The organism is Streptosporangium sp. 'caverna' (assembly GCF_003203775.1).
Taxonomy (GTDB): Bacteria; Actinomycetota; Actinomycetes; order Streptosporangiales; family Streptosporangiaceae; genus Streptosporangium; species Streptosporangium subroseum.
In genome coordinates this window covers 3,436,244-3,456,052 of sequence record NZ_CP029711.1, presented here as the reverse complement: position 1 = coordinate 3,456,052, position 19,809 = coordinate 3,436,244, and the positions used below count along the sequence as shown (strand labels likewise).

Below are 19,809 nucleotides of genomic sequence, written 5' to 3'. Positions count from 1 at the left end.
CGATCCGGTCCGGTGACCGGCGGCTTGGCGAGGCCGATCTCCACCGGTGTGCTCCCGTGCCCGCGGCAGCAGCCGGGCTACGACAAACGCCTGCGTGCGGCATCATCCCTGGTCAGGCAGATGATCCGGGATCGGACGGCACCCGATCACCGCCCCAGCCGGGGCCGGCTCAGGCACCGGGGGCGACTGGGCCCTCGCCGGCTCGATCCAGCCACTCCGACAGCAGGGCACGCTCGGCGTCGGTGAGCATCGTCAGCTCCGGTGCGACGGCCCGGAATGCGACAGCGGCCGCGGTCGCGCCGTCCGCGGGAAGCGTCGGCATGTCGGTGAGGATCGATCGCATCACCGCCTCGTACATCGCGTCCGCAAGGTCGAGATCCCGGTGTTCCGGCGGGGTGGAGAGCAGGGTGAGCACGGCGCCGGTGCCGGCGGCGTGGATGAGCTCGACGGCGCGCCTTTCCGGGACCCGGAGCCGGCCGACCGCCGCGACGCGGTGCACCCGGGCGCGCAGAACCTCCAGGCCGGCGGCCGCCGCCGGTGAACGAACCCCGCGGCCGGGGTCGGTGAGGAGACCGAACAGCGCCGCGTTGGCGAGACCGAAGCCGATATGCGTGTCCCACCCCGCCCGAAGATCCGCGACCGGGTCGCCGACGTCCTCGACGAGGACCTTCTCCGCGACATAGGTGGCGAAGACGTATTCGGCGACGGCGTCGAGCAGCGCGTCCTTGTCCTCGAAGAACCGGTAGATGGTCGGCGCCTGCATGCCGGCCGCCTGCGCGACCGCGCGGGTGGTGACCGCGCTCGCGCCCTGCTCGCGCAGGAGCCGCGCCGCGCACTCCACGATCTTCGCCCGCGTCTTGTGCCTGCCGGCGCTGTCCGGCCTCACCTCTACCATGCTTCCAACGATAACGCACTCTTGCTATCTCCGTTGCTAACACTGGTAGCATTCTTGTACTTCCAGCGTTAGCAAGAGAGGTCAAATCATGATCATCATTACCGGCGGTACCGGCCGGCTCGGCTCCCAGATCGTTGACCGGCTGCTCGATCGGGTCTCGGCGGACGGGGTCGGCGTGAGCGTCCGCGACACCGGCCGCGCCGGCGACCTGGCCGCACGAGGGGTACGCGTGCGACGCGGCGACTTCACCGACCCCGGCTCCCTCGCCGAGGCGTTCGAGGGCGCGACGCAGGTGCTCATCGTCTCGACCGACCAGGCGGGCGAGGCGGCGATCGCCCAGCACGTCGCGGCGATCGACGCCGCTCGCGATGCCGGCGCCAAGCGCGTCCTCTACACCAGCCACCAGGGCGCCGCCGAGGATTCGGTCTTCGCGCCGATGCCCGACCACGCCGCCACCGAGCGCCACCTGTCGAAGACGGGCACACCGTTCACGGCGCTGCGGAACGGGTTCTACGCCGCCACCATCCAGCACCTGCTCGGCCGGGCGCTCGAGACCGGCGAACTCGTCGCGCCGGCCGACGGGCCCGTGTCCTGGACCGCGCACGCCGACCTCGCCGAAGCGGCAGCGATCATCCTCGCCGACGAGGGCCGGTTCGATGGCCCGACCCCGCCGCTGACCGCACCGGACGCGCTCGACCTCGCGGACATCGCCGGCATCGTCACCGATCTCACCGGACGAACCATCCGCCGCGTCGTCGCCGACGACGCCGAGTGGACGGCCACCATGATCGGCCACGGCGTACCCGAGGATCAGGCGAACATGCTGCTCGGCATGTTCCACGCAACCCGCCGCGGGGAGTTCTCCACCACCGGACCGGAGCTCGAGAATCTCCTCCAGCGTCCGGCCACGCCGGTCCGTTCGGTATTGGAAGGACTCACCATCCGGCCGTGAACCCTCCCCCTTTCTTGATGTGGCCGCCCCACGGGGTGGCCACATCACATTCATCTCGGCATGAGCGGACGTAGCGGCTCCTGGGCCACCCGATCCGCGAAGGACCGGCCGCTCTGATGCGGCCCTCGGAGAAGCGCCCCCGGAGCAACGGCGCGCTCCATCGATAGCCGATTTGCCGTGATAGTCGATCATGTGAAGGATGCGGGGATGATCTCCCCCAGCCCGCAGCGGCGCCGCTTCCTGCTGTTCCTGACCGGCGGCATCGGCCAGCAGCTCGGCGCGTATGTCCAGGGGGGCGTGGTCACCCTGTCCGCCATCATCGTGCTGGACATGGGTTACGGCCAGATCGACTCAACGCAGACGGTCGGGACCGTTCTGGCGCTGTTGCTGGCCCTGCCCCTGGGAGTACTGATCGACCGGGTACGGCGCAGGCCGGTACTGGTGGCGACGGGTCTGCTGAGCGCCGGGCTGCTCGCCTCCGTCGCGCTCGCCATCTGGTTGCGGGTGCTCACCGTGCCGCACTTCATGGTGATGGTGGTGGCTCTGGCGATCCTGCAGGCCGTGGGGTCGGGGACCCAGGTGGCCTACCTGCCGGACGTCGTCGGGCGAGACCGGCTGGTTCCGGTGAACGCCGTGCTGTCCGGCGTGGCGTCGATCGGCTTCCTTGTCTTTCCCCCGCTGGCCGACGGCGGTTCCGACGCCGTGGTGTCGGTCGTCCTGTCCGTCGCGGCCGTGGCGTTCGCCGCCTCGGCGCTGCTGTTCCGCGGCGTCGACGCACCCGAGGAGCCGTCGAGACCACGGACGAGATGGTGGCGGGAGGCGGTCGAGGGGGTGCGCTTCACCCTGACCCACCCGGTACTCAGGGCGATCACCGTCTACCTGATGGCGTCGGTGCTGCTGGAACCGGTGATCGAGGAGGCGACCCGGGCTCCGAGCCGTGCGGACGGAACCCACGACGACCTCATCGAGCTGTCACGAATGGCGATCTACGCGGCGCCCGTGATCGGAGCGCTGCTGACCGCGTTGCTGTACCGGAGTGTCGGCACCTTCCGGCTGGCGTGGCTGGCCATCCTGGTGACCCAGCCCTTCGCGCTCCTGCTCGCCCTGACAGACACGGCCTGGGGCCTGATCTGGTACCTGCTCGGCACGTTCGTCCCCTGGGCCGGCTGGACGATCACCGCACTCGCCCTGCTCAGTCATCGTCAGGTGATCACGCCCGGGCGGCTGCTGGGCCGGACCGGCGGCACGCTGGTCCTGTTCACCGGCCTGGTGGGAGTCGCCGGATGGTTTCTGGAATTGCTTGCCGATTCCTTCGTCGACTTCTTGGGCGACACCGAGCTTTTCCTGGAAGCCGGGACCTTTGCCGGGATCAGGTCTCTGGCCGGGCTGCCGGTCCTCGTGCTGGGCACGGCCGGTCTGCTCGCCGCGGCCGTACCGCTGCTGAAGGTGCGTCACCTCGCCACGTCCTGGCCTCCGCCGGTCACGCTGCCGACCTCGTCTCCGCGGGAAGGCTGAGGCGGGAGACCGAGGCCGATCAGGCGTCGCCGTATCGGGCTGGAGGCCAGGTCACGCCGGGTCCGGGTGGTCGCGAGACCGGTGCGGCCCCGTCACCGCCCGCCTTGAAGCGGGCCCGCGCCCCGGACCGTCCGGTGCCCCGGACCCGGGGTTCGGCGGTAAGCGATTTGGACGGGTGTGGGTCATTTCCTGTGGACGCCAAGCGTGGCACGATAGGCGATCATCCAGAGATTTCCTGAGCAAAACGGAATCCCATGGTGAAACTGGTCGACTCGGCACGGATGTAACGTACAGCGCCTCTGAGATCGATGATCATATCGATCTCGTCAGTTATATGACCTACGGAAAAGGGGTGCGACCCATGCCACCCACAATCGTTGGCCGTGAAGGTCCTCTTGCTGGACGAAAATTTCCGATCAGTGACGCACCGATCACCTTCGGTCGCAGGGACGACAACAATGTGGTGATCGCCAGCGGGAGAGCCTCACGCTTTCACGCGGAGGTGGTTCGCGAGGCCGACGGCTACGTGCTGTACGACCGGGGAAGCCAGAACGGGACGCTGGTCAATGGGAGCCGTGTGGCATCGCACGCCCTTCAGCCGGGCGACCTGATAACGATCGGAAATGAAACATTTTGCTTTGAGGCATCCAATGACATGGAAACAATCATGGATGCCCTTTTAATTCAGTCATTCATCAAGTCTGCCGTGAACGTCGATCCAGAGTCGGTCCTGCATGTCACGATTTCGGGGGGCGGTCCTGTCGGGCTGAGCCTTGCCCTGCTCCTCGAACACTTCATGGGTCAGCGAGTGGCCATCACGTTGTATGACGGTCGCTGGATTCAGGAAGGGTCGCGGATCATATGGAAGAACCAAGCACAGGGTAACGTTCGGCGGCAGCAGGTCGTGACGGTCCAGAGTCGCCAATACCTGAACCTCCCCGAGGATGTCCAGGAGCGGCTGTTCCGGCCCGAATCGTACTCCGAGATGTGGCCGAGCGGCCCCGACTCCATTCGCGGCTATGGCCCGCGGAACATCCGGATCGCTTATATCGAAGATACACTGCTTGAAATAGCAAACGAAAAACCCGACCGCATCCGGCTCGTTCCCGCCAGATTCGACCCGGCCGAGCAGCGTGAGACCTTGGTCAAAAACCATGTACTCGCCATCTGCGAGGGCGGGCGTTCGCGAACACGGGATTATTTCACCGACAAGTTCGGCAACGCCGACAAGTCGATTTACTCGCTGGACGGTCAGCACATCCAGGATGTCGTGCTGGGCCTGCAGGTGAAGTCCGACCTGTCGGACCCCATGACGGTCCTGCTGACCGTGGCCCAGAATCGTTTTCTCCTGAACGCCCTGCGCGGCGAGGGCTTTCTGAACATGCGCCTCACCGATGCCGAGGCCCAGGAAGTCATCGGAATCGATCCCGTCCGGCACGTGTTCGAAGAATGTATCGCCTCCCGCCCATGCCTGATGGGACGGACCGACCACGGCGAGTTTCACTGCTCGACCCATGGCACGCTGTTCCTGCCCGCCCTGATCAAAAGCTCGGCGCTGTGGAAACGGGTGATGGAGGGGCTCGTGCTCTTCGGCGTCTCGGAAGAGAATCTGAGCGCCATCACCGCCTTCCGGCTCGACATGGTGCAGCGGCCGCGATTCACCGCCCAGCTGTATTCCGCGACGGCGACCACCCCGGGAACCTATGGGTTTCTCCTCGGGGACGCCGCCAACGCGATTCACTTCTGGCCGGGACGTGGGCTCAACAGCGGATTGGCGTCGGCCATCTCGCTGGCACGGTCTCTCAACCGCAACTGGCGCGGGAAAGCCTTCCGTGACGCCGACTTCCTCCGCCACGAGGCGGCGATGTCGATGCTCCAGTATCGGCACAAGAGCCGTGCCTGGAAGGCGATGGTGACCACCGACGAACACGGGGTCACTCGTGCGATCAAGGACATAATCGTCCAGGGCATCAAGGAAGGGGATGAGGGTTCGGACAAGGATACGGACATCGACACGCTCATGGAGCAGCTGCGACAGATCCGGAGCCGTCTGTCACGACGCATTCCCGGCATGCCCGACGAAAAAACCCTCGACGACCACCTGAGGAAACTAAAGGGCGAGACACTGCGAACCCTGCTGACAAGTGGAGCATGGGACACATTGATCGTCGGAGGCGAAGAGGTCGACATCGATATCTTCGACCAACAGGATTCGCCGACCGCGCCCGCATCAAAAACCCCTCCGGTCACGGCGAACGTCGAAGAACTCCCCGAACACACAAAGCTGATCTGGAGGGGATCGAGCAATCCGATATCGCCGGGATAACCCGGGCGTGCCCTTCCGGCCTTGGCCTTCGTGTGGCCGGCGACCTCGCCCGCCTGGTTGTTCCGGCGACGACGACAGACGGATGCGCGTCGTCACCACGCCGATGAGTGCCTGTTTCCGTCAACATCGAAGAGCCGGAGCAGCCGGTCGGCGGCCGGCTCCTGCCGCATGCTGGACGAGCCTAAAGGGCCGGCGTTTCTCGACTTTCCCGAAGCCCCGCCCATTGACCTATGCGAGGGACGAACTTACGCTGAGTTCGCGGGCTCCCAGCTCTTTGGCGAAACGCCAGGAGTGACGCAGGGCAGGGGCGACGCAGAGGGGGAATGGATGGCCTCCACATACGATCTGATCGTTGTTGGCGGAGGTATCATCGGATGCGGAATAGCCGAGCGATTACGCGGCGAACTCTCTCGCGTCTGTCTGATCGATCAAGGTCCGAAGTTGGGACTGGGGGCGTCGTCGGCGGCGATCGGCGGTATCAATCCGCATCTCGGTGACTATTGCCTGGGCCCGCTCGGCCTCATGGCACAGCATAGCCGCGACCTTTTCCCCGGCTGGATAAACAGAATTGCATCCGAGTCCGGAACAGCGATTCCCCTGCTCCCCACCGGATTGCTTCAGGTCGCGGCCGGCAAAAAGGAATGGGAGCGCCTCGCGGACGAGGTGATGCCGATCCTGCTCGCTCGAGACATCGGCGCCGAGCTCATCGACGGTGATCACGCGCGTGCCCTGGAACCCATGCTCGGGCCCGACGTCGCCGGTGGTGTGGTGCAGCCCCGTGACCTGGCGGTCGAACCGGCACTCATCATGAACGGGTTGACCCGAATCCTGCTGGGTGACGGAGGACCCGACCTCCTGCTCTCCGCCACGGTCATCTCCGTCGTGAGTCGCCGGACCGAGGTCGTCGTGACGCTCGCCGGCGGCCGGGTGCTCACCGCCGACCGGGTCGTGGTGGCCGCGGGCCACCTCAGCCACGCACTCCTGGATCTGCCGGATGGCGTGTTCTTTCCCGTCAAGGGCCAGGCCATGGAATTCGCGTCCCCCGGCCGGGGGAGCCTCAGCATCCAGTGCGACGCCCTGGTCATCGCCGACGGCGAGGAACACGTCGTCTTCGCGCTTCCTCGCCCGGACGGCCGGATCGCGGCGGGCGTCACCTTCGAGAAGGGGACGGCCGACAACGTCCCGACGGCCGAGGGACGCACGTCGATCCTGCGCAACCTCGCCCTCGTCCTGCCCGCGTTGACGGCGATGCCGGTCACCCGCCGCTGGGCGGGGGTCCGGCCTGGAACGGTCGACGCCGCACCGGTGCTGGGCTATGTGGATGACGACCACCGCATTCTCGCCGCCACCGGCCACTACGGCATGGGAATCACTCTCGCACCCGTGACGGTCGACCTCGCCGCCAAGCTTCTCCTGGACCTGCCTCGCGGCCACGAGGACCGCCACGATCTGGCGATCAGTAGTCCCGGTCGTTTTTCCGGCCTTCCGGCGGCACGTACGGAGTCGCAGAATCCCATAGCGCACTGAAGTGCCGCACCCGCTGCCCGACCGCCTCGTCATGCAGCGCCAGCCGGGTGTTCAGGAAGGTCGGCCGGTCCTCCGGCAGCGCCGAGGCAGAGGTGACCTCGTAGCTTATGGCCTCGTCGAACAGGATGACGTCGAACATCTGCTGCGGGGTGCCCGCGACCTTCGACGGATCCAGCAGCCGCACCTCGATGTTCATGTCGTGCTGGAGCGCGCACATTCTGCCGAAGTTCGGGTCGGCGAGCAGGTCCGACCTGTCCAGGATGAAGACCCGGCGCACCTTCACGCCGCGTTCGACGGCCTCCCCCTGATGGTAGAGATAGCGGCGGCCGAGGTCGGACAGCCAGAAGCTGTAGCTGCCTCCCCCTCCCCCGGAGTCGACCATCCCGAGGCTGACCGCGGAGAGGCTCTTCTGAACGTTCCTGGTGAGGCCCAGCAGCAGGTCACGGTCCTCTCCGTCGTAGAAGACCATGCTGCCGTCGCCGAGCTCCTTGAGGAATCTCGCGACCCGGTTGATCTCCGACTGCCCGATGTCGTAAAAGAGCTGGGGCTCGGCCTTGATGCGTGTGGCGTACCGGACGAGCTGGGTGATCTGGTCGGTGTGCAGCACCGAGTGCTCCACCAGACCGAACAGCTCCGTGGCCTCACTGATCTTGGAGAAGCCCTCCTGCACCAGATCGTTCATGGACGCGTAGTGCCGGAGCTGCCGTTGCTCCATGTACTGGACGCGTTTGTCGAAGTCCCAGATGAACTGGACGACCAGCGTGACACTTCCCAGCAGGACGGACAGGGTGATCTGCCAGATCTTATCCTCGTCGAAATTATTGGTTACGAAGAAGGTGAGGGCGCCGACCGCGGCGGTGCTGATCGCTTTGGTGAGAACCGAGCTTCCCCGAGGGGGGTGAGGCTCAACGAGAGGCTGGCTCATCCTTGTCCGCTCTATTTGGCAGCGGCGGCGCTCAGCATGGTGATGGTGCTCATTGCCAGCTGATCACGCACCCTATTGACCAATATATCCCACTGTCGCGTGAGCCCCTGAACCCTGTCAAGGCTATCCCACAATGGCAGTAACTCCTGCTTGACTCGAGCGCCGGGCATCCAGTGATGTAGCACGTGGTCAATGACGGGACGCACTCTTATAAGCATTTTCTCGGTCGGCCCAGAACCCAATTCCGCACGTTCCACAATCCCTTCCACCGTGCTGAGCAGCCAGTCGTGCAGGGCCATGTCCTCGACAAGGTCCATCAGGTCGGCGACATCGTGACCAGGAGCGGACAGGCGCATCAGGCGAGTTCCGTCTTTGAGGATCTTGAACCGAAAAAGGTACCGCCCGCCCGGCTCCGGACACTGGAAGGCCCAGCGCCAGGATCCTCGCGGCACCTTAACCGGCAGCTTTCCGTCCAGCATCGAGGAATTCTGCAGGTTGTTCATCGCGTGTTCCGCGATGGCTCCGAGTTCGATTCCCCGAAAGCCGTCGTCGTCCTCGGCAAATCCGGATGCGGCGTCGTCGACATTCATTTTCCCCAGAAACTCCACCGCTCCAGGGCGCCCGAGATAGTGCGACCACGGCTGCCGGAAATCCCTTTCCGCCCGGACGATCGTCGTGTGTGAACAGGCCTGCAGGATCCGTCCGCCGGTGAGAGTGACACGTGAGGCGACCGTGCCGACTCCGCGCACCTGCCGCCCGCTCTGTGACGGCATCGAACAGTCGACTCCGGTCAGCGACTCCGGAGAGATCGCGTAGGCGCGCGGCCGGGAGGCATGGCGCACCTGCTCGCCCGGGACGAGATCCAGCAGGAGCGAGGAGGCCGCGGGGGAAAAGGACGTCGAATGACGCAGGAAACCGGTCCGCACCTCACCGATCGTGAGAGCTCCGTCAGACGCCGTCCGAGAAGACATGAGAGATCCTTTGTACGAGGTCATCCGGGAGGTCGATGCCCTGGGACGCCGCCTGCCGCGCGGTCAGCGCGCTGACCGCGGGATCGACGGCGACCTGGCTGAGGATCGTCCGGACGGCCGCCTCGACCTGCGCGAACCTGGTCTCCAGGACGGTCATCGTCCGGAACGCGTAAAACGGATGGGCCCGCTCGCTCAGCTTGATCACCGGTGGCAGCTCGGACCAGTGATCCGGGTGACGGCCGTGCCACGGCGCCGGGGTGACGATCGATTTACCCTCGTGCCGGAGCAGTCCCAGTCGCAGGAGTTGCCAGACCGCCGCGAGGAACGCGCACGACCAGCGGCGTACGCCGTCGGGCGCGTCCCAGAGCTGGACGTCCATGCAGATCGAGTGGCTCCGCGCCCCGTTCTCCTTCGGCGGGCTCCACGGACGGAGCGCCGCCATCGCCTGGTCGACGCCTCCGGCTCGGGACATGCCCTCGCTGTTGGTGAGCCAGCCGGTCTCGTGCGCCGACGGCCTCAGCCCGTTGGTCCCCTGGGGAGGGATGGAGACGATCCGGGCCATGACCAGGGCGGCCGGGGAGACCTCGCCGGCCTGGGCACAGCCGGACTCCCGCGCCAGGTAGTCGATGACGATGCCCGCCTCCGCGGCGGCCTCGATCAGCTCCGGAATCAGCTCCGCGGGGCTCCTGATCCTGCTGAAGTACTCGTCGACGAGGAAACACGTGCTCACCCGGCCCGATCCGGAATGGCGGGCGATGGCGAAGTCCGCCCACGGCTTGATCATGGCGAAGTGTTCGCGGAGCGCCTTGGGGCCGCGGAGCAGGTCCTCCATGTAGAGGTGCCCGAGCTCGAGGGAGAGATGCGAACGGGAGACCTGCTGCACGCGTGGCCTGGCCGTGACCACCTCGACCTCGATCTCGGGGGTGCTCACAGCCTGGTCCAGGCTTCGTTGTCGTCCAGATCCTCGGCCAGTTTCCGGAACGCCTCGACGGTGGCCGCGTTGGCGACGTCGTCGTAGATGTCCTGGTCCGTGATGAGCTGTTCCCGCCACTGAAGGACGGGGTCGAGCGGCACCGTCGCGATGACCGTGCTGCGACCCAGTCTCAGGTCGATGGCCCGGTCGTTGAGATCCTCGTTGACCTTGCGGAGCCACGCCTCCTGGGTGGCGCGCAGGCCCATCGTCTCCGGGGAGTCCGGCGCGACCACCGCGGTGCGGACGAACCGGATCTGGTCCAGCAGGTCGCTCTCCAGGTGACCGCGGTTCTTGCCGACGTCGATCAGGCCGCGGCTGCCGTACACCAGGCCCGACGCCGCGGCGACGTGCTGCCGGGTCCAGCGGTGGAAGACCAGCCAGCGCACGCCCATCCGCTGGACCTCGGGCCGAGCCGTCGTGGTCAGCACCATCTCCGCCGCGTGGGAGCGTCCGGCGCTGAGGTCCATCAGGCAGATGTCGAACTCCTCCTGGAGCCGCATGAGGAGCTTGGCGCACCGCTCGACGACGTCGCCGTTCATGTTGAACTCGCCGCCGCCGCCGTCACCGGGGAACAGGACGAGTCGTCCCGCGCCCGACGGCCGGGCGCCGAGGGTCCGCGGGTTGCCCTCCGCCCACACGTCGATCCGGTGTGGTTCGACCAGCTCGCCCTGGAGGTACTGGTGCAGGCCGCCCTTATCGGTGCCGTGGGCCGCGCCTTCGATGCCGAAGATCGCCCCGGAGGTCGGGGATCCGAAGTCGAAGTCCAGGTAACACACGTCGTCGCCGAGCAGGGCCCGCCGGTAGGCGACGTTGCAGGTCGTCACCGACCGTCCCGTGCCGCCCTTGTCCGAAGTGGAGATGACCAGCATGTCAGCCGGCCCCCTCTTCGGCCTTCTTGCGGGCCACCTCCAGCTTGTCGAGGGCTCGCAGCACCTCGAGCGTGAGGGCCTCGGCGGTGCCGGGACGCTCGTAAAGGATCTCGCGGGCACGGTTCAGCGTGGTCTGCAGCTGGGCGAGCTCGTATCGCAGGGAGCCCCGGCCCGCGATGGTGCTGTTGAGGACCTCGTAGTCGTAGAGTTTGTTCGCCTCGTTCAGCAGGTCACGTGCGTGGTCGACCAGCTGCCGGCTCTGCGGCGGCCGTCCCGTGACCAGCTTCGTGGCGAAGACCAGGCATTCCACGATCCGCTCGGTGAAGTACCAGGACGGTTGGTCGTTCCATTCCTGGAGGTCGCTGTAGACGTTGCCCGGCTGGTCCCAGAGGCCCTTGCCGATGCCCGAGTCCAGTCGCCGTCTGTCCAGGTGCGCCCAGACGAGGTCGCCGAACTCGATCAGGTTGTCGCGGAGCTCGGTGCTTCGCGCCATGGAGGCCAGCCTGAGGGTGCGCTTGAGAATGACCGCGGAGTAGTCGGAGACCTGCCACAGCAGCCGCGGTCCGTCGGCGACGTTCTCACTTCCGATCAGCCGGACGGAGTTGCCCGGCGAGTGGAAACGTACTCCCCAGTCGGTGCCCGCGGCGCGACGGGTGATGCGGCCGCGTTGCGCCAGCTCCTCGAGGATGCGGTGAAGCCTGCTGAGCTCTTCGTCCGACGCCCGCCGGGTCTCCAGCTCCTGGACGACCATGGAGGTGACCAGGAGGCTGTAGTAGTCGGACTCCCTGCCGTCGGTGGTCTTCCAGGGAATGTCCTCCAGCGGCCAGCGGGCCTCGCCGAAGGTCGCGATCGTGGCCCAGTAGCGTTGGGTGAGCTCCCAGCGCAGGCGGAGCGCGGAGGACAGACGTTGCTGCTCCTCGTTGAGCAGACCGAGAATGACCGTCCGGGTGGAGAACAGGTCGGCGATGCCGTCCAGGGCGTTGACCGTGAAATACAGGAACGGGACCTGCTGCGCGAAGCCGGCGCGCTGTTCGCCGATGCCGGTGACACCGTCGATCTGCGGGGCGTCTTTGACGATGCCCCAGCTCCAGCCGAGTTCGAAGAGCCGGTTGCGGTTGTCCAGCTCACTGGTCTGCCCGGAACCGATCGTGAACTCTCGCGTGGACGCCCGGACTTCCACGAGCTCTCGGTACAGGTGCTCGACGACGTGCCTGGACGAGTCGCCGTACTGGTTGACCGACCGGATCAGCGCCTGGCCCTCGGGTGACTCCGGGGTGAACACGTTGACGACGAAGCTGCGGAGCAGGCCGACCATCGCCGCGGTGAGCCGGTTGCCGGCGATCCTCTCGAGATAGGCGAGCTTCTCGAGCAGTTCGGTGTTGCGGACCGCGCCGCGGAACACCCGGACGAAACCGATGGTGTTCAGCATCAGGGTGACCGACATCGAGAAGGAGTCGACCACGTCGAGCGCGAGCTGTTCCGGCGTGGGGTCGCGTTTGTCCTCGGCGCTCCGGAAGTAGCTGCCGCCGGAGAAGTACGGGGTCCCCTTCTCGTCCGTGTAGTTCTCGATGTATTCGATGAGAACGTCGGTCAGGACCTGCGGGATCTCAAGCTCGTCGCCGAATCCGCGCAGGGCGCCCAGGACGTCGTCGGCGATCTGATCGGGCAGGTCGATCTTGAAGATCGGGACATCCGCGGCCGGATACATGATCGTCAGCAACTGTTCGGCGTCACTGATCGAGTTTGGCTGGAGCTGACCACCCCAGGTCCACTTGCCGTCCTGCATGGAGGTCTCGACAATGGACCGCCAGATATTGAGGAGTTGCTCGCGGGGCTGAATCCTCATATGTGGTCAGCTCTCTGTGTTGGTGAGCTTCTTCCCGCAGACCAGAATCATTCCGGTATAACCCGCACGAATTGGGTCATCTCCAGCCTCCAGCCTGAGTAGCAGGCGAATCTCGGCGAGCGAACGGAGAGATTCCTTGACATCGGTATCACGGATTTCCACGGCGGGGAAGGCATGGGAGCCCACCCGGTAACCGGTGGAGTTCTCCATGAATCCGACCGCGAAAGGAGCACCTGGACGGAGGGTGCCGATGAAACCGTGAACGGCGGCCACGAACTCCTCCTTCCGCTCCGAGATGGACTCGGCGACGAAGAACATGGTGCCGAGATCCCATTTCTCACGGGGGAGCTGGAAGATCGACCCCGATTCGACCTGTGCCCGCTGACTGAGCAGCAGCCGGGGCTTGTCGATCGCGGAGTACGGCTCGGCTTTCGCGAGGATTTCCCAGAACGGATCCCAGCTGGCGGAGTAGCTCTGGGTCTCGCGCTGCAGCCATGCGACGTTGGAGGTCGAGTAGTCGATCAACGTGAGCTTCGCGCAGAACGGGAGCATGGCGAGGGAGGGGTAGAGGTTGGCCCCGGCGCCGACGTCGACGCCGTGCAATCCTTCTCCGCCCTGGAGCTCCGCGGCGAAGAAATCACGGAGCTCTTCAACGAACACGAGGTCGTTTGGATAGGGCTTCACATAATTGTGTCCGTGATACAAAATGGAATTAAACTTATTCCATTCGAAATCCGCATTACCGCCGGGTTCCTCTTGCCGAACCTGGTCAACCTCCATCGTCATGGACATGGAGCCTAACCTCTCTCGGTTTGGGCGGCGCGTCGCGTTGGCCAACTTGTAATCTTGGGCGGGATCCTTGGCCGATCCGCGCCGTCGGTACATGAGAGTGGATGGACAGACCGCGGGTTCCTATGCTTCCCACCATGATATCCCCAGCTCCCGGACCACAGCGAACAAAGCTAGTGATGCGAGAAACCGGTCAGATGTTGCGAAAGGTGATGGTGAGGCGCATTCCCTGAATATCCCGATGGGCGCGTGAAAGAGGCACACGCCCACCGGGCCACGATCTGTCACGCCATCACATCGGTGGCCGTCAGGCCGTCTGGGGGAAGCGGGCGGTGTGATCGGTCTGGATCCAGGCGGGATATTCGACCGGGAGCGCGCTGGCCGCATCCAGCTCGGCGAGGTCCTGCTCGGTGAGTTCCAGCTCGACGGCGGCGAGGTTCTCTGCGAGCTGCTCCGGGCGCTTGGCGCCGATGATGGCGCTGGTCACGCCGGGCTGCGCGAGCACCCAGGCGAGCGCGACGCGGGCCACGCCGACCTCGTGACGGGCGGCGACCAGGCGCAGGGCGTCGATGACGTCGTAGGCGCGCTCCATGTTCACCGGCGGAAACTCGAACCGGGCGCGGCGGGCGCCGCCGTCGCTCGTGCCGTCGCGGTCGAACTTGCCGGACAGCAGGCCGGCGGCCAGCGGACTCCAGACCAGCATGCCGACCTTCTGGTCGTGGACCAGCGGCAGGATCTCACGTTCGATGTCGCGCCCCGCGAGCGAGTAGTAGGACTGCAGGGAGGCGAACCGCGCCCATCCCCGCCGCTCGGAGACGCCCAGGGCCTTCATCATCTGCCAGGCGGTCAGGTTCGAGGCGCCGATGTAGCGGATCTTGCCCTGCCGTACGGCGTCGTCGAGGGCGGCCAGGGACTCCTCGAAGGGGGTGATCGGGTCGACGTTGTGGATCTGGTAGAGATCGATGTGGTCGGTCCGGAGCCTGCGCAGGCTGTCCTCCAGCGACCGCATGATGTGCAGCCGGGACTGGCCGACGTCGTTGGGCCCCGAGGCCATGCGCGCGGTCATCTTGGTCGCCAGGATCACGTCGCGGCGGCGCGCTCCGAGCACCTGGCCGAGGAGTTCCTCCGATTCGCCCGCGGCGTACACGTCGGCGGTGTCGATGAGGTTCACCCCGTGATCGAGCGCGGCGCCCACCAGCTGGTCGGCCTCCTTCACGTCCAGCGCGCCGACCGCGTCCCAGACCTGGGAGCCACGCCCGCCGAAGCTCATCGCTCCCAGCGAGATGCGGGAGACGAAGACTCCGGTGGCCCCGAGCTGCGCATATTTCATCTTCATACCTTTCGAATAAGGGGGGGCGTTGGAACGCTACAACCGCAGACCTGGACAATCCATGAGGAAGAGTCCGCCATCCATGCGAGATCGTCCGGAGACACCGTGGATCCCATATCCGACGTCCTGACCTTGCTGAACATCCGCAGCGCCTTCTCCTCGCGCTTCGAGGCCGTTGGCCCCTGGGCGCTGCGCTTCCGGAGCTACCGGTACGTCAAGATCGGCGCGATCGTGTCCGGCGCCTGCTGGCTCACCATCGACGGTGAGCCCCCGCTGCGGCTGTCGTCGGGTGACTGCTACCTGCTCGCGAACGACCGGCCGTACGAGGTCGCCGGCGACCTGGACCTCGAACCGGAGGACGGCCACGCCGTCTATCGCCGGTTCCCCGGCGCCAGGACCGTGCGATACGGCACCGCCGCCTCGGACGCGGAGCGGACCGTCATCGTCGGCGGCAGCATAACCCTCGACGAGATGACCTCGGCGCTACTGCTCGACTGCCTGCCTCCGGTCGTGCGCATCCCCGCCGACAGTCCTCCGGCCCAGTCCCTTCGCCCGGTGCTGGAGATGCTGAGCGACGAGACCGCCACCGAGCCGCTCGGGGCGGCGGTGATGATCGAGCATCTGACCCAGATCCTGTTCGTCCAGGCCCTGCGTGCCCATCTCGCCGGTGAGGAGACCGTTCCCGGCTGGTTGGGGGCGCTGAACGACCCGCAGATCGGCGCCGCGCTCACACTGATGCACCAGCGGGCCACCCATCGCTGGACGGTCGCGGACCTCGCCGCCGAGGTGGGCATGTCCCGCTCCAGCTTCGCCCTGCGCTTCAAGACCCTCGTCGGGCTGCCGCCGCTGGACTACCTGCTGCACTGGCGCATCAGGTCCGCGGCCGAGGTCCTGCGGGCCGGTGAGCGCACGGTCGCGTCGGTGGCCGCCGAGTGGGGGTACGCCTCGGAGAGCGCCTTCAGCAACGCCTTCAAACGTGTCACCGGCCAGCCGCCCGCCCGCTACCGAACCGCGAAGCCGGCCCCTCCGGCCGCCCCGCCCTTCCACGAATGACGCCGGCGAACAGCGACGGGCACCGCTCGTTCCCTACCGGGCGCGCAGGCCCTGCAGGAGAGAGGAACGGGGTACGGCCGCCGGCCGTACCCCGTTGAACCGCATGGCCGTGCGCGCCCCGGGGCCGGGGCGCGCACGGGAGTCACTCAGGAAGCGGTGCAGGTGTAGCCCGACGGCACCTGGGTGTTGCCGTTGGCGCGGGTGGCCTGGAATCCGAAGGTCGTGGCGGCGTTCGGCGCGAGCGTCCCGTTGTGGACGGCGTTCCTCGCGGTCACCGTCGGCCCGCCGGTGAGGGTCGCGTTCCACGAACCCGTGACGGTGTGACCCGACGGCAGGGTGAAGGTCACCGTCCACCCGGTGATGGGGGTACTACGGGTGTTGGTGACGGTTATCGGCTGGATGACGTAACCGTTGTTCCACTGGGTCTGCGTGGTGGCGGTGACGGCGCATCCACCGGTGCCGGGAGGCGGAGTGACCGTCGGGGTCGGCGTCGGCGTCACGGGCGGGGTCGGCGTCGGGGTCACCGGCGGAGTGCCGCCGTTGAGGGCGGTGAGCACCGCGTCGTAGGCCGGCTTCTTGGCATAACCGCTGTCGAACAGCAGCGGGGTGCCGCCGCTGCGCCAGGAGTAGTGATCCGGGATGCCCCAGACGGTGATGCCGGTACAGCGCGAGACGGCCAGGCAGGCGTTGACGACCGTGCGGTAGCTGTTGGCCTGGGCGGTGCCGGAGCCTTCGATGTCGAGTTCGGTGATCTGCACGTCAACACCCAGGGCGGCGAACTGGGCGAGGTTTTGCTGGTAGTTGCCCGGCACCGGCGACTGGCTGTTGAAGTGCGACTGGAAACCCACGCAGTCGATGGGTACGCCGCGGGCCTTGAAGTCGCTGACCATGTTGTAGACGGCGCGGGTCTTGGCGGCGCCTGCGTCGTCGGTGTTGTAGTCGTTGTAGCAGAGTTTGGCGCCGGGGTCGGCGGCGCGGGCGGCGCGGAACGCGGCCTCGATCCAGTCGTCGCCGGTGCGCTGCAGGTTGGAGTCACGACGGCCGCCGCCACCGCCGTCGGCGAAGGCCTCGTTGACCACGTCCCAGGAGTGGATCTTGCCCCGGTAGTAGGTGGCGACCTGGGTGACGTGGTTGAGCATGGCGCTGCGCAGGGTGGAGCCGGACAGGCTCTGGGCCCAGCCGGGCTGCTGGGAGTGCCAGGCGAGCGCGTGGCCGCGGACCCTCATGCCCTGGCCGATGGCGTGGTTGACGATCCGGTCGGCGTTGGCGTAGTTGAACGAGCCGCGGGAGGGTTCGGTGGCGTCCCACTTCATCTCGTTTTCGGGGGTGACCATGTTGAATTCGCGGTTCAGGGTGGCGGCGTACTGGGCTTCGCCGAGGTGGTTGGCGGCCACCGCGGCGCCGAAGTAGCGGCCCTTTTCTGCGGCGGAGGTGCCGAGGGTGGTGCCGGCGTTGGCCGGGGCGGACAGGGCCACGGCGAAGGCCGCGCCGAGAACGCCGACGGCGCCGATGACGAGCGCGGTGCGGATGCCCGAGCGGCTTTTTTGGGGTCTGCCGTGTGGGACGGCGTTGTCGATCACGTCTGTTCCTCCACTGGAACATCGATCAGGAAAATGGAACGTGCGTACGGCATCGCAGCGGTCGACATGACTGGGTCCGGAACCATGTTGAGCTGCGGCTGCATCGCTGACACCCGGGTGAAGATGCGGAGAGCCCTGCCTGACGCCTCAGTCTGGGGAGGACCACGAAATGTGTCAACGTAATTCAGAAATGTTTCGGGTTGATTGCCGTTCCCGCGCACGTCATGCCGTGGCAGCCTCAAACAACCCGTCGAAAGTTTCATGAACCAGGGATGCCGACGGCCGTCAACGCGGGCGATGCAAGGGGCTCCGCGGGGAACGGCGGGCACGCGTGAGGCCAGGATGGGGGGATGCGCGCGTCTCGTCTCATCTCTCTGGTGCTGTTGCTGCAATCGCGCGAGGCGATGACCGCCGGCGAGCTGGCGCGTGAGCTGGAGGTGTCGGAGCGGACGATCTACCGGGACGTGCTGGAGCTTTCGGCGGCGGGAGTGCCGGTGTACGCCGACCACGGCCGCACGGGCGGCTACCGCCTGGTCGGCGGCTACCGTACGCGGTTGAACGGGTTGAGCCGGGCCGAGGCGGAGGCGCTCTTCCTGTCCGGGCTGCCCGGCCCGGCGGGGGAAATGGGGTTGGCCGACGTCGTGGCCACCGCCCGCCTGAAGGTCCTGGCCGCGCTGCCACCCGCGCTGCAGGACGCCCCGGCACGGGTCGGTCAGCGGTTCCACCTCGATGTTCCCGGCTGGTTCGCCAACACCGACCCGCCGCCGCGGCTGACCGAGCTGGCGGACGCGGTCTGGCAGGACCGGACCGTCGAACTCCGCTACCGCCGCGACGGGGAGGTGACCCGGACGGTGAACCCGTACGGGCTCGTGCTCAAGGGAGGCGTCTGGTATCTGGTGGGCCGGGTCGCCGACGACTACCGGGTCTACCGGGTGGACCGGGTCGTCGCCGTCGAACCGGCGGGGACGTCGTTCGTCCGGGATGAGACGTTCGACCTGCCCGGATTCTGGGCCGAACGGGCGGCGCAGTTCGTCGTGTCCCTACTGACCGAACACGTCACCGTCCGGCTGAGCCCCGAGGGGATGCGCGCGCTGCCCTTCGCCGTCGAGCCGCCGGCGGCCCAGCAGGCCCACGCGGCGGCGGGCGAACCCGACGAGCAGGGCTGGGTGCGTACCCGGCTGCCCGTCGAGTCCCTGAAGGTGGCGTACACCGTACTGCTGCGCCTCGGCCCGGAGGTCGAGGTCGTCGACCCCCCGGAGCTGCGTGCCCGGATGGCCGACGCCGCCGACCGGATCGCCGGGCTCTACCGACCTCAGCGATAGCCCGTCGCGTCGGCGGGCCCACCGGCGTCCTGAACCTCCACCATGTACCGCCACGCGTCGGGCCGGCTGCCGTCGACGTCGGTGAAACCGTAGACCTGGGCGAGTTGCCCGCTGGACGACGACCGGCCGTTCCACCGTCCCACCTCGGGATCGGAGGCCATTGCCACGACCGCCCGCCCCACGAAGGCGGGTGTCTCGGAGATGACGAAGTGCGGCTGCTTCACCAGCGCGTCACGCCAGTTCGCCTCCGTCACACCGAACACCTCCAGCATGATCTCCGAACGCAGCCAGCCCGGGGTCAGCGACATCGCCGTCGCACCGTACGGGGCGAGCTCCTTGGCCTGGGCGAACGCCATCCGGTTCACCGACGTCTTGGCCAGGTCGTAGAAGAAGGAGACGCGGTAGTGGTCCGCGTTGTACTCGGCGGTGCCGTCGGTCACCTCGACGACCAGGCCACCCGGCTTCCTGATCAGCAGGGGAAGGGCGTGGTGGCTGGTGATGATGTGGGTGTCGATCGCCAGCCGCAGGATGCGCATGCCCTTGTCCAGCGAGTGCTCCCACAGTTTCTCATCCCAGCTGAACATCAGCTCCCCGCCCCAGATGTCGTTGACCAGCACATCGAGCCCGCCCTGCTCCTGGTCGATGCGCTCCACCAGCGCGCGGACCTGCTCGGGTACCAGGTGATCCACCTGCACCGCGATGCCTTCGCCGCCCGCGGCGGTGACCAGCTCGGCGGTCTCCTCGATCGTCTCCGCCCGGTCCATCTCCGAGCGCTGCTCCCGGGTGGTGCGCCCCGTCACGTAGACCGTCGCCCCCGCCGCACCCAGCTCCACCGCGATGCCCCGGCCCGCACCACGCGTCGCCCCGGCGACCAGCGCGATCTTCCCCCTCAGTGATTCACTCATGAGATCGATGCTGGCAGGTATACCTGACAGG

At 66.9% G+C, this 19,809-nt stretch carries 16 protein-coding genes; 6 read left to right on the top strand and 10 right to left on the bottom strand.

Annotated elements, in window-relative coordinates:
- Positions 1 to 169 precede the first annotated feature (169 nt).
- Positions 170 to 886, bottom strand: a complete 717-nt coding sequence (locus DKM19_RS15270; RefSeq protein ID WP_239514266.1) for a TetR/AcrR family transcriptional regulator — start codon at positions 884 to 886, stop codon at positions 170 to 172.
- A 97-nt stretch (positions 887 to 983) separates the two neighbouring features.
- Between DKM19_RS15270 and DKM19_RS15265 the strand changes: the two genes are divergently transcribed.
- The 4 genes from DKM19_RS15265 to DKM19_RS15250 all read left to right on the top strand — a co-directional run bounded on the left by DKM19_RS15265 (position 984) and on the right by DKM19_RS15250 (position 7,215).
- Positions 984 to 1,847 carry an NmrA family NAD(P)-binding protein gene (locus tag DKM19_RS15265; protein WP_110696255.1) on the top strand — a complete coding sequence of 288 codons (864 nt, stop codon included), beginning with the start codon at positions 984 to 986 and terminating at the stop codon, positions 1,845 to 1,847.
- A gap of 207 nt (positions 1,848 to 2,054) precedes the next feature.
- Positions 2,055 to 3,362, top strand: a complete 1,308-nt coding sequence (locus DKM19_RS15260; protein ID WP_110696254.1) for an MFS transporter — start codon at positions 2,055 to 2,057, stop codon at positions 3,360 to 3,362.
- A 361-nt stretch (positions 3,363 to 3,723) separates the two neighbouring features.
- Positions 3,724 to 5,688, top strand: coding sequence for an FHA domain-containing protein (locus DKM19_RS15255; RefSeq protein ID WP_110696253.1), 1,965 nt, complete (start codon positions 3,724 to 3,726; stop codon positions 5,686 to 5,688).
- Positions 5,689 to 5,856: 168 nt separating this feature from the next.
- On the top strand, positions 5,857 to 7,215 hold the full coding sequence (locus DKM19_RS15250) for an FAD-binding oxidoreductase (RefSeq protein WP_110696252.1): 1,359 nt from the start codon (positions 5,857 to 5,859) through the stop codon (positions 7,213 to 7,215).
- On the opposite strand, the gene DKM19_RS15245 is transcribed toward DKM19_RS15250, so the two are convergent.
- The 7 genes from DKM19_RS15245 to DKM19_RS15215 all read right to left on the bottom strand — a co-directional run bounded on the left by DKM19_RS15245 (position 7,145) and on the right by DKM19_RS15215 (position 14,918).
- Positions 7,145 to 8,140 (bottom strand): phosphatidylserine/phosphatidylglycerophosphate/cardiolipin synthase family protein, encoded by a 996-nt coding sequence (locus DKM19_RS15245; protein ID WP_110696251.1) that lies wholly within the window; start codon positions 8,138 to 8,140, stop codon positions 7,145 to 7,147. The genes DKM19_RS15250 and DKM19_RS15245 overlap by 71 nt on opposite strands.
- Positions 8,141 to 8,151: 11 nt before the next feature.
- The gene (locus DKM19_RS15240; RefSeq protein WP_110696250.1) at positions 8,152 to 9,111 is read right to left on the bottom strand and encodes an SCO2521 family protein; all 960 of its coding nucleotides are present in this window, start codon (positions 9,109 to 9,111) and stop codon (positions 8,152 to 8,154) included.
- Positions 9,089 to 10,042, bottom strand: coding sequence for an SCO2522 family protein (locus tag DKM19_RS15235; RefSeq protein WP_204358808.1), 954 nt, complete (start codon positions 10,040 to 10,042; stop codon positions 9,089 to 9,091). Before DKM19_RS15235 ends, DKM19_RS15240 begins: the two co-directional genes overlap by 23 nt.
- The gene (locus DKM19_RS15230) at positions 10,039 to 10,953 is read right to left on the bottom strand and encodes an SCO2523 family variant P-loop protein (RefSeq protein ID WP_110696249.1); all 915 of its coding nucleotides are present in this window, start codon (positions 10,951 to 10,953) and stop codon (positions 10,039 to 10,041) included. The genes DKM19_RS15235 and DKM19_RS15230 overlap by 4 nt, the downstream gene beginning before the upstream one ends.
- A gap of 1 nt (position 10,954) precedes the next feature.
- Positions 10,955 to 12,799, bottom strand: coding sequence for an SCO2524 family protein (locus DKM19_RS15225; RefSeq protein WP_110696248.1), 1,845 nt, complete (start codon positions 12,797 to 12,799; stop codon positions 10,955 to 10,957).
- 6 nt (positions 12,800 to 12,805) lie between these two features.
- On the bottom strand, positions 12,806 to 13,591 hold the full coding sequence (locus tag DKM19_RS15220) for an SCO2525 family SAM-dependent methyltransferase (protein ID WP_162641498.1): 786 nt from the start codon (positions 13,589 to 13,591) through the stop codon (positions 12,806 to 12,808).
- Between the two features lie 304 nt (positions 13,592 to 13,895).
- Positions 13,896 to 14,918, bottom strand: coding sequence for an aldo/keto reductase (locus DKM19_RS15215; RefSeq protein WP_110705737.1), 1,023 nt, complete (start codon positions 14,916 to 14,918; stop codon positions 13,896 to 13,898).
- Positions 14,919 to 15,023: 105 nt separating this feature from the next.
- Between DKM19_RS15215 and DKM19_RS49440 the strand changes: the two genes are divergently transcribed.
- Positions 15,024 to 15,971 (top strand): AraC family transcriptional regulator, encoded by a 948-nt coding sequence (locus DKM19_RS49440; RefSeq protein WP_162641496.1) that lies wholly within the window; start codon positions 15,024 to 15,026, stop codon positions 15,969 to 15,971.
- A gap of 146 nt (positions 15,972 to 16,117) precedes the next feature.
- Here the strand turns inward: DKM19_RS49440 and DKM19_RS15205 are convergent, their stop codons facing one another.
- Positions 16,118 to 17,551: an endo-1,4-beta-xylanase gene (locus DKM19_RS15205; protein WP_110696246.1), complete on the bottom strand. Its 1,434-nt coding sequence runs from the start codon at positions 17,549 to 17,551 to the stop codon at positions 16,118 to 16,120.
- A 350-nt stretch (positions 17,552 to 17,901) separates the two neighbouring features.
- Here DKM19_RS15205 and DKM19_RS15200 point away from each other — a divergent pair, with 350 nt between their 5' ends.
- A complete protein-coding gene (locus tag DKM19_RS15200; RefSeq protein WP_110696245.1) occupies positions 17,902 to 18,873 on the top strand; it encodes a YafY family protein in 972 nt (323 codons plus the stop codon).
- On the opposite strand, the gene DKM19_RS15195 is transcribed toward DKM19_RS15200, so the two are convergent.
- Complete coding sequence (locus DKM19_RS15195) at positions 18,864 to 19,778, bottom strand: SDR family oxidoreductase (RefSeq protein ID WP_110696244.1); 915 nt, start codon at positions 19,776 to 19,778, stop codon at positions 18,864 to 18,866. The genes DKM19_RS15200 and DKM19_RS15195 overlap by 10 nt on opposite strands.
- Positions 19,779 to 19,809 lie beyond the last annotated feature (31 nt).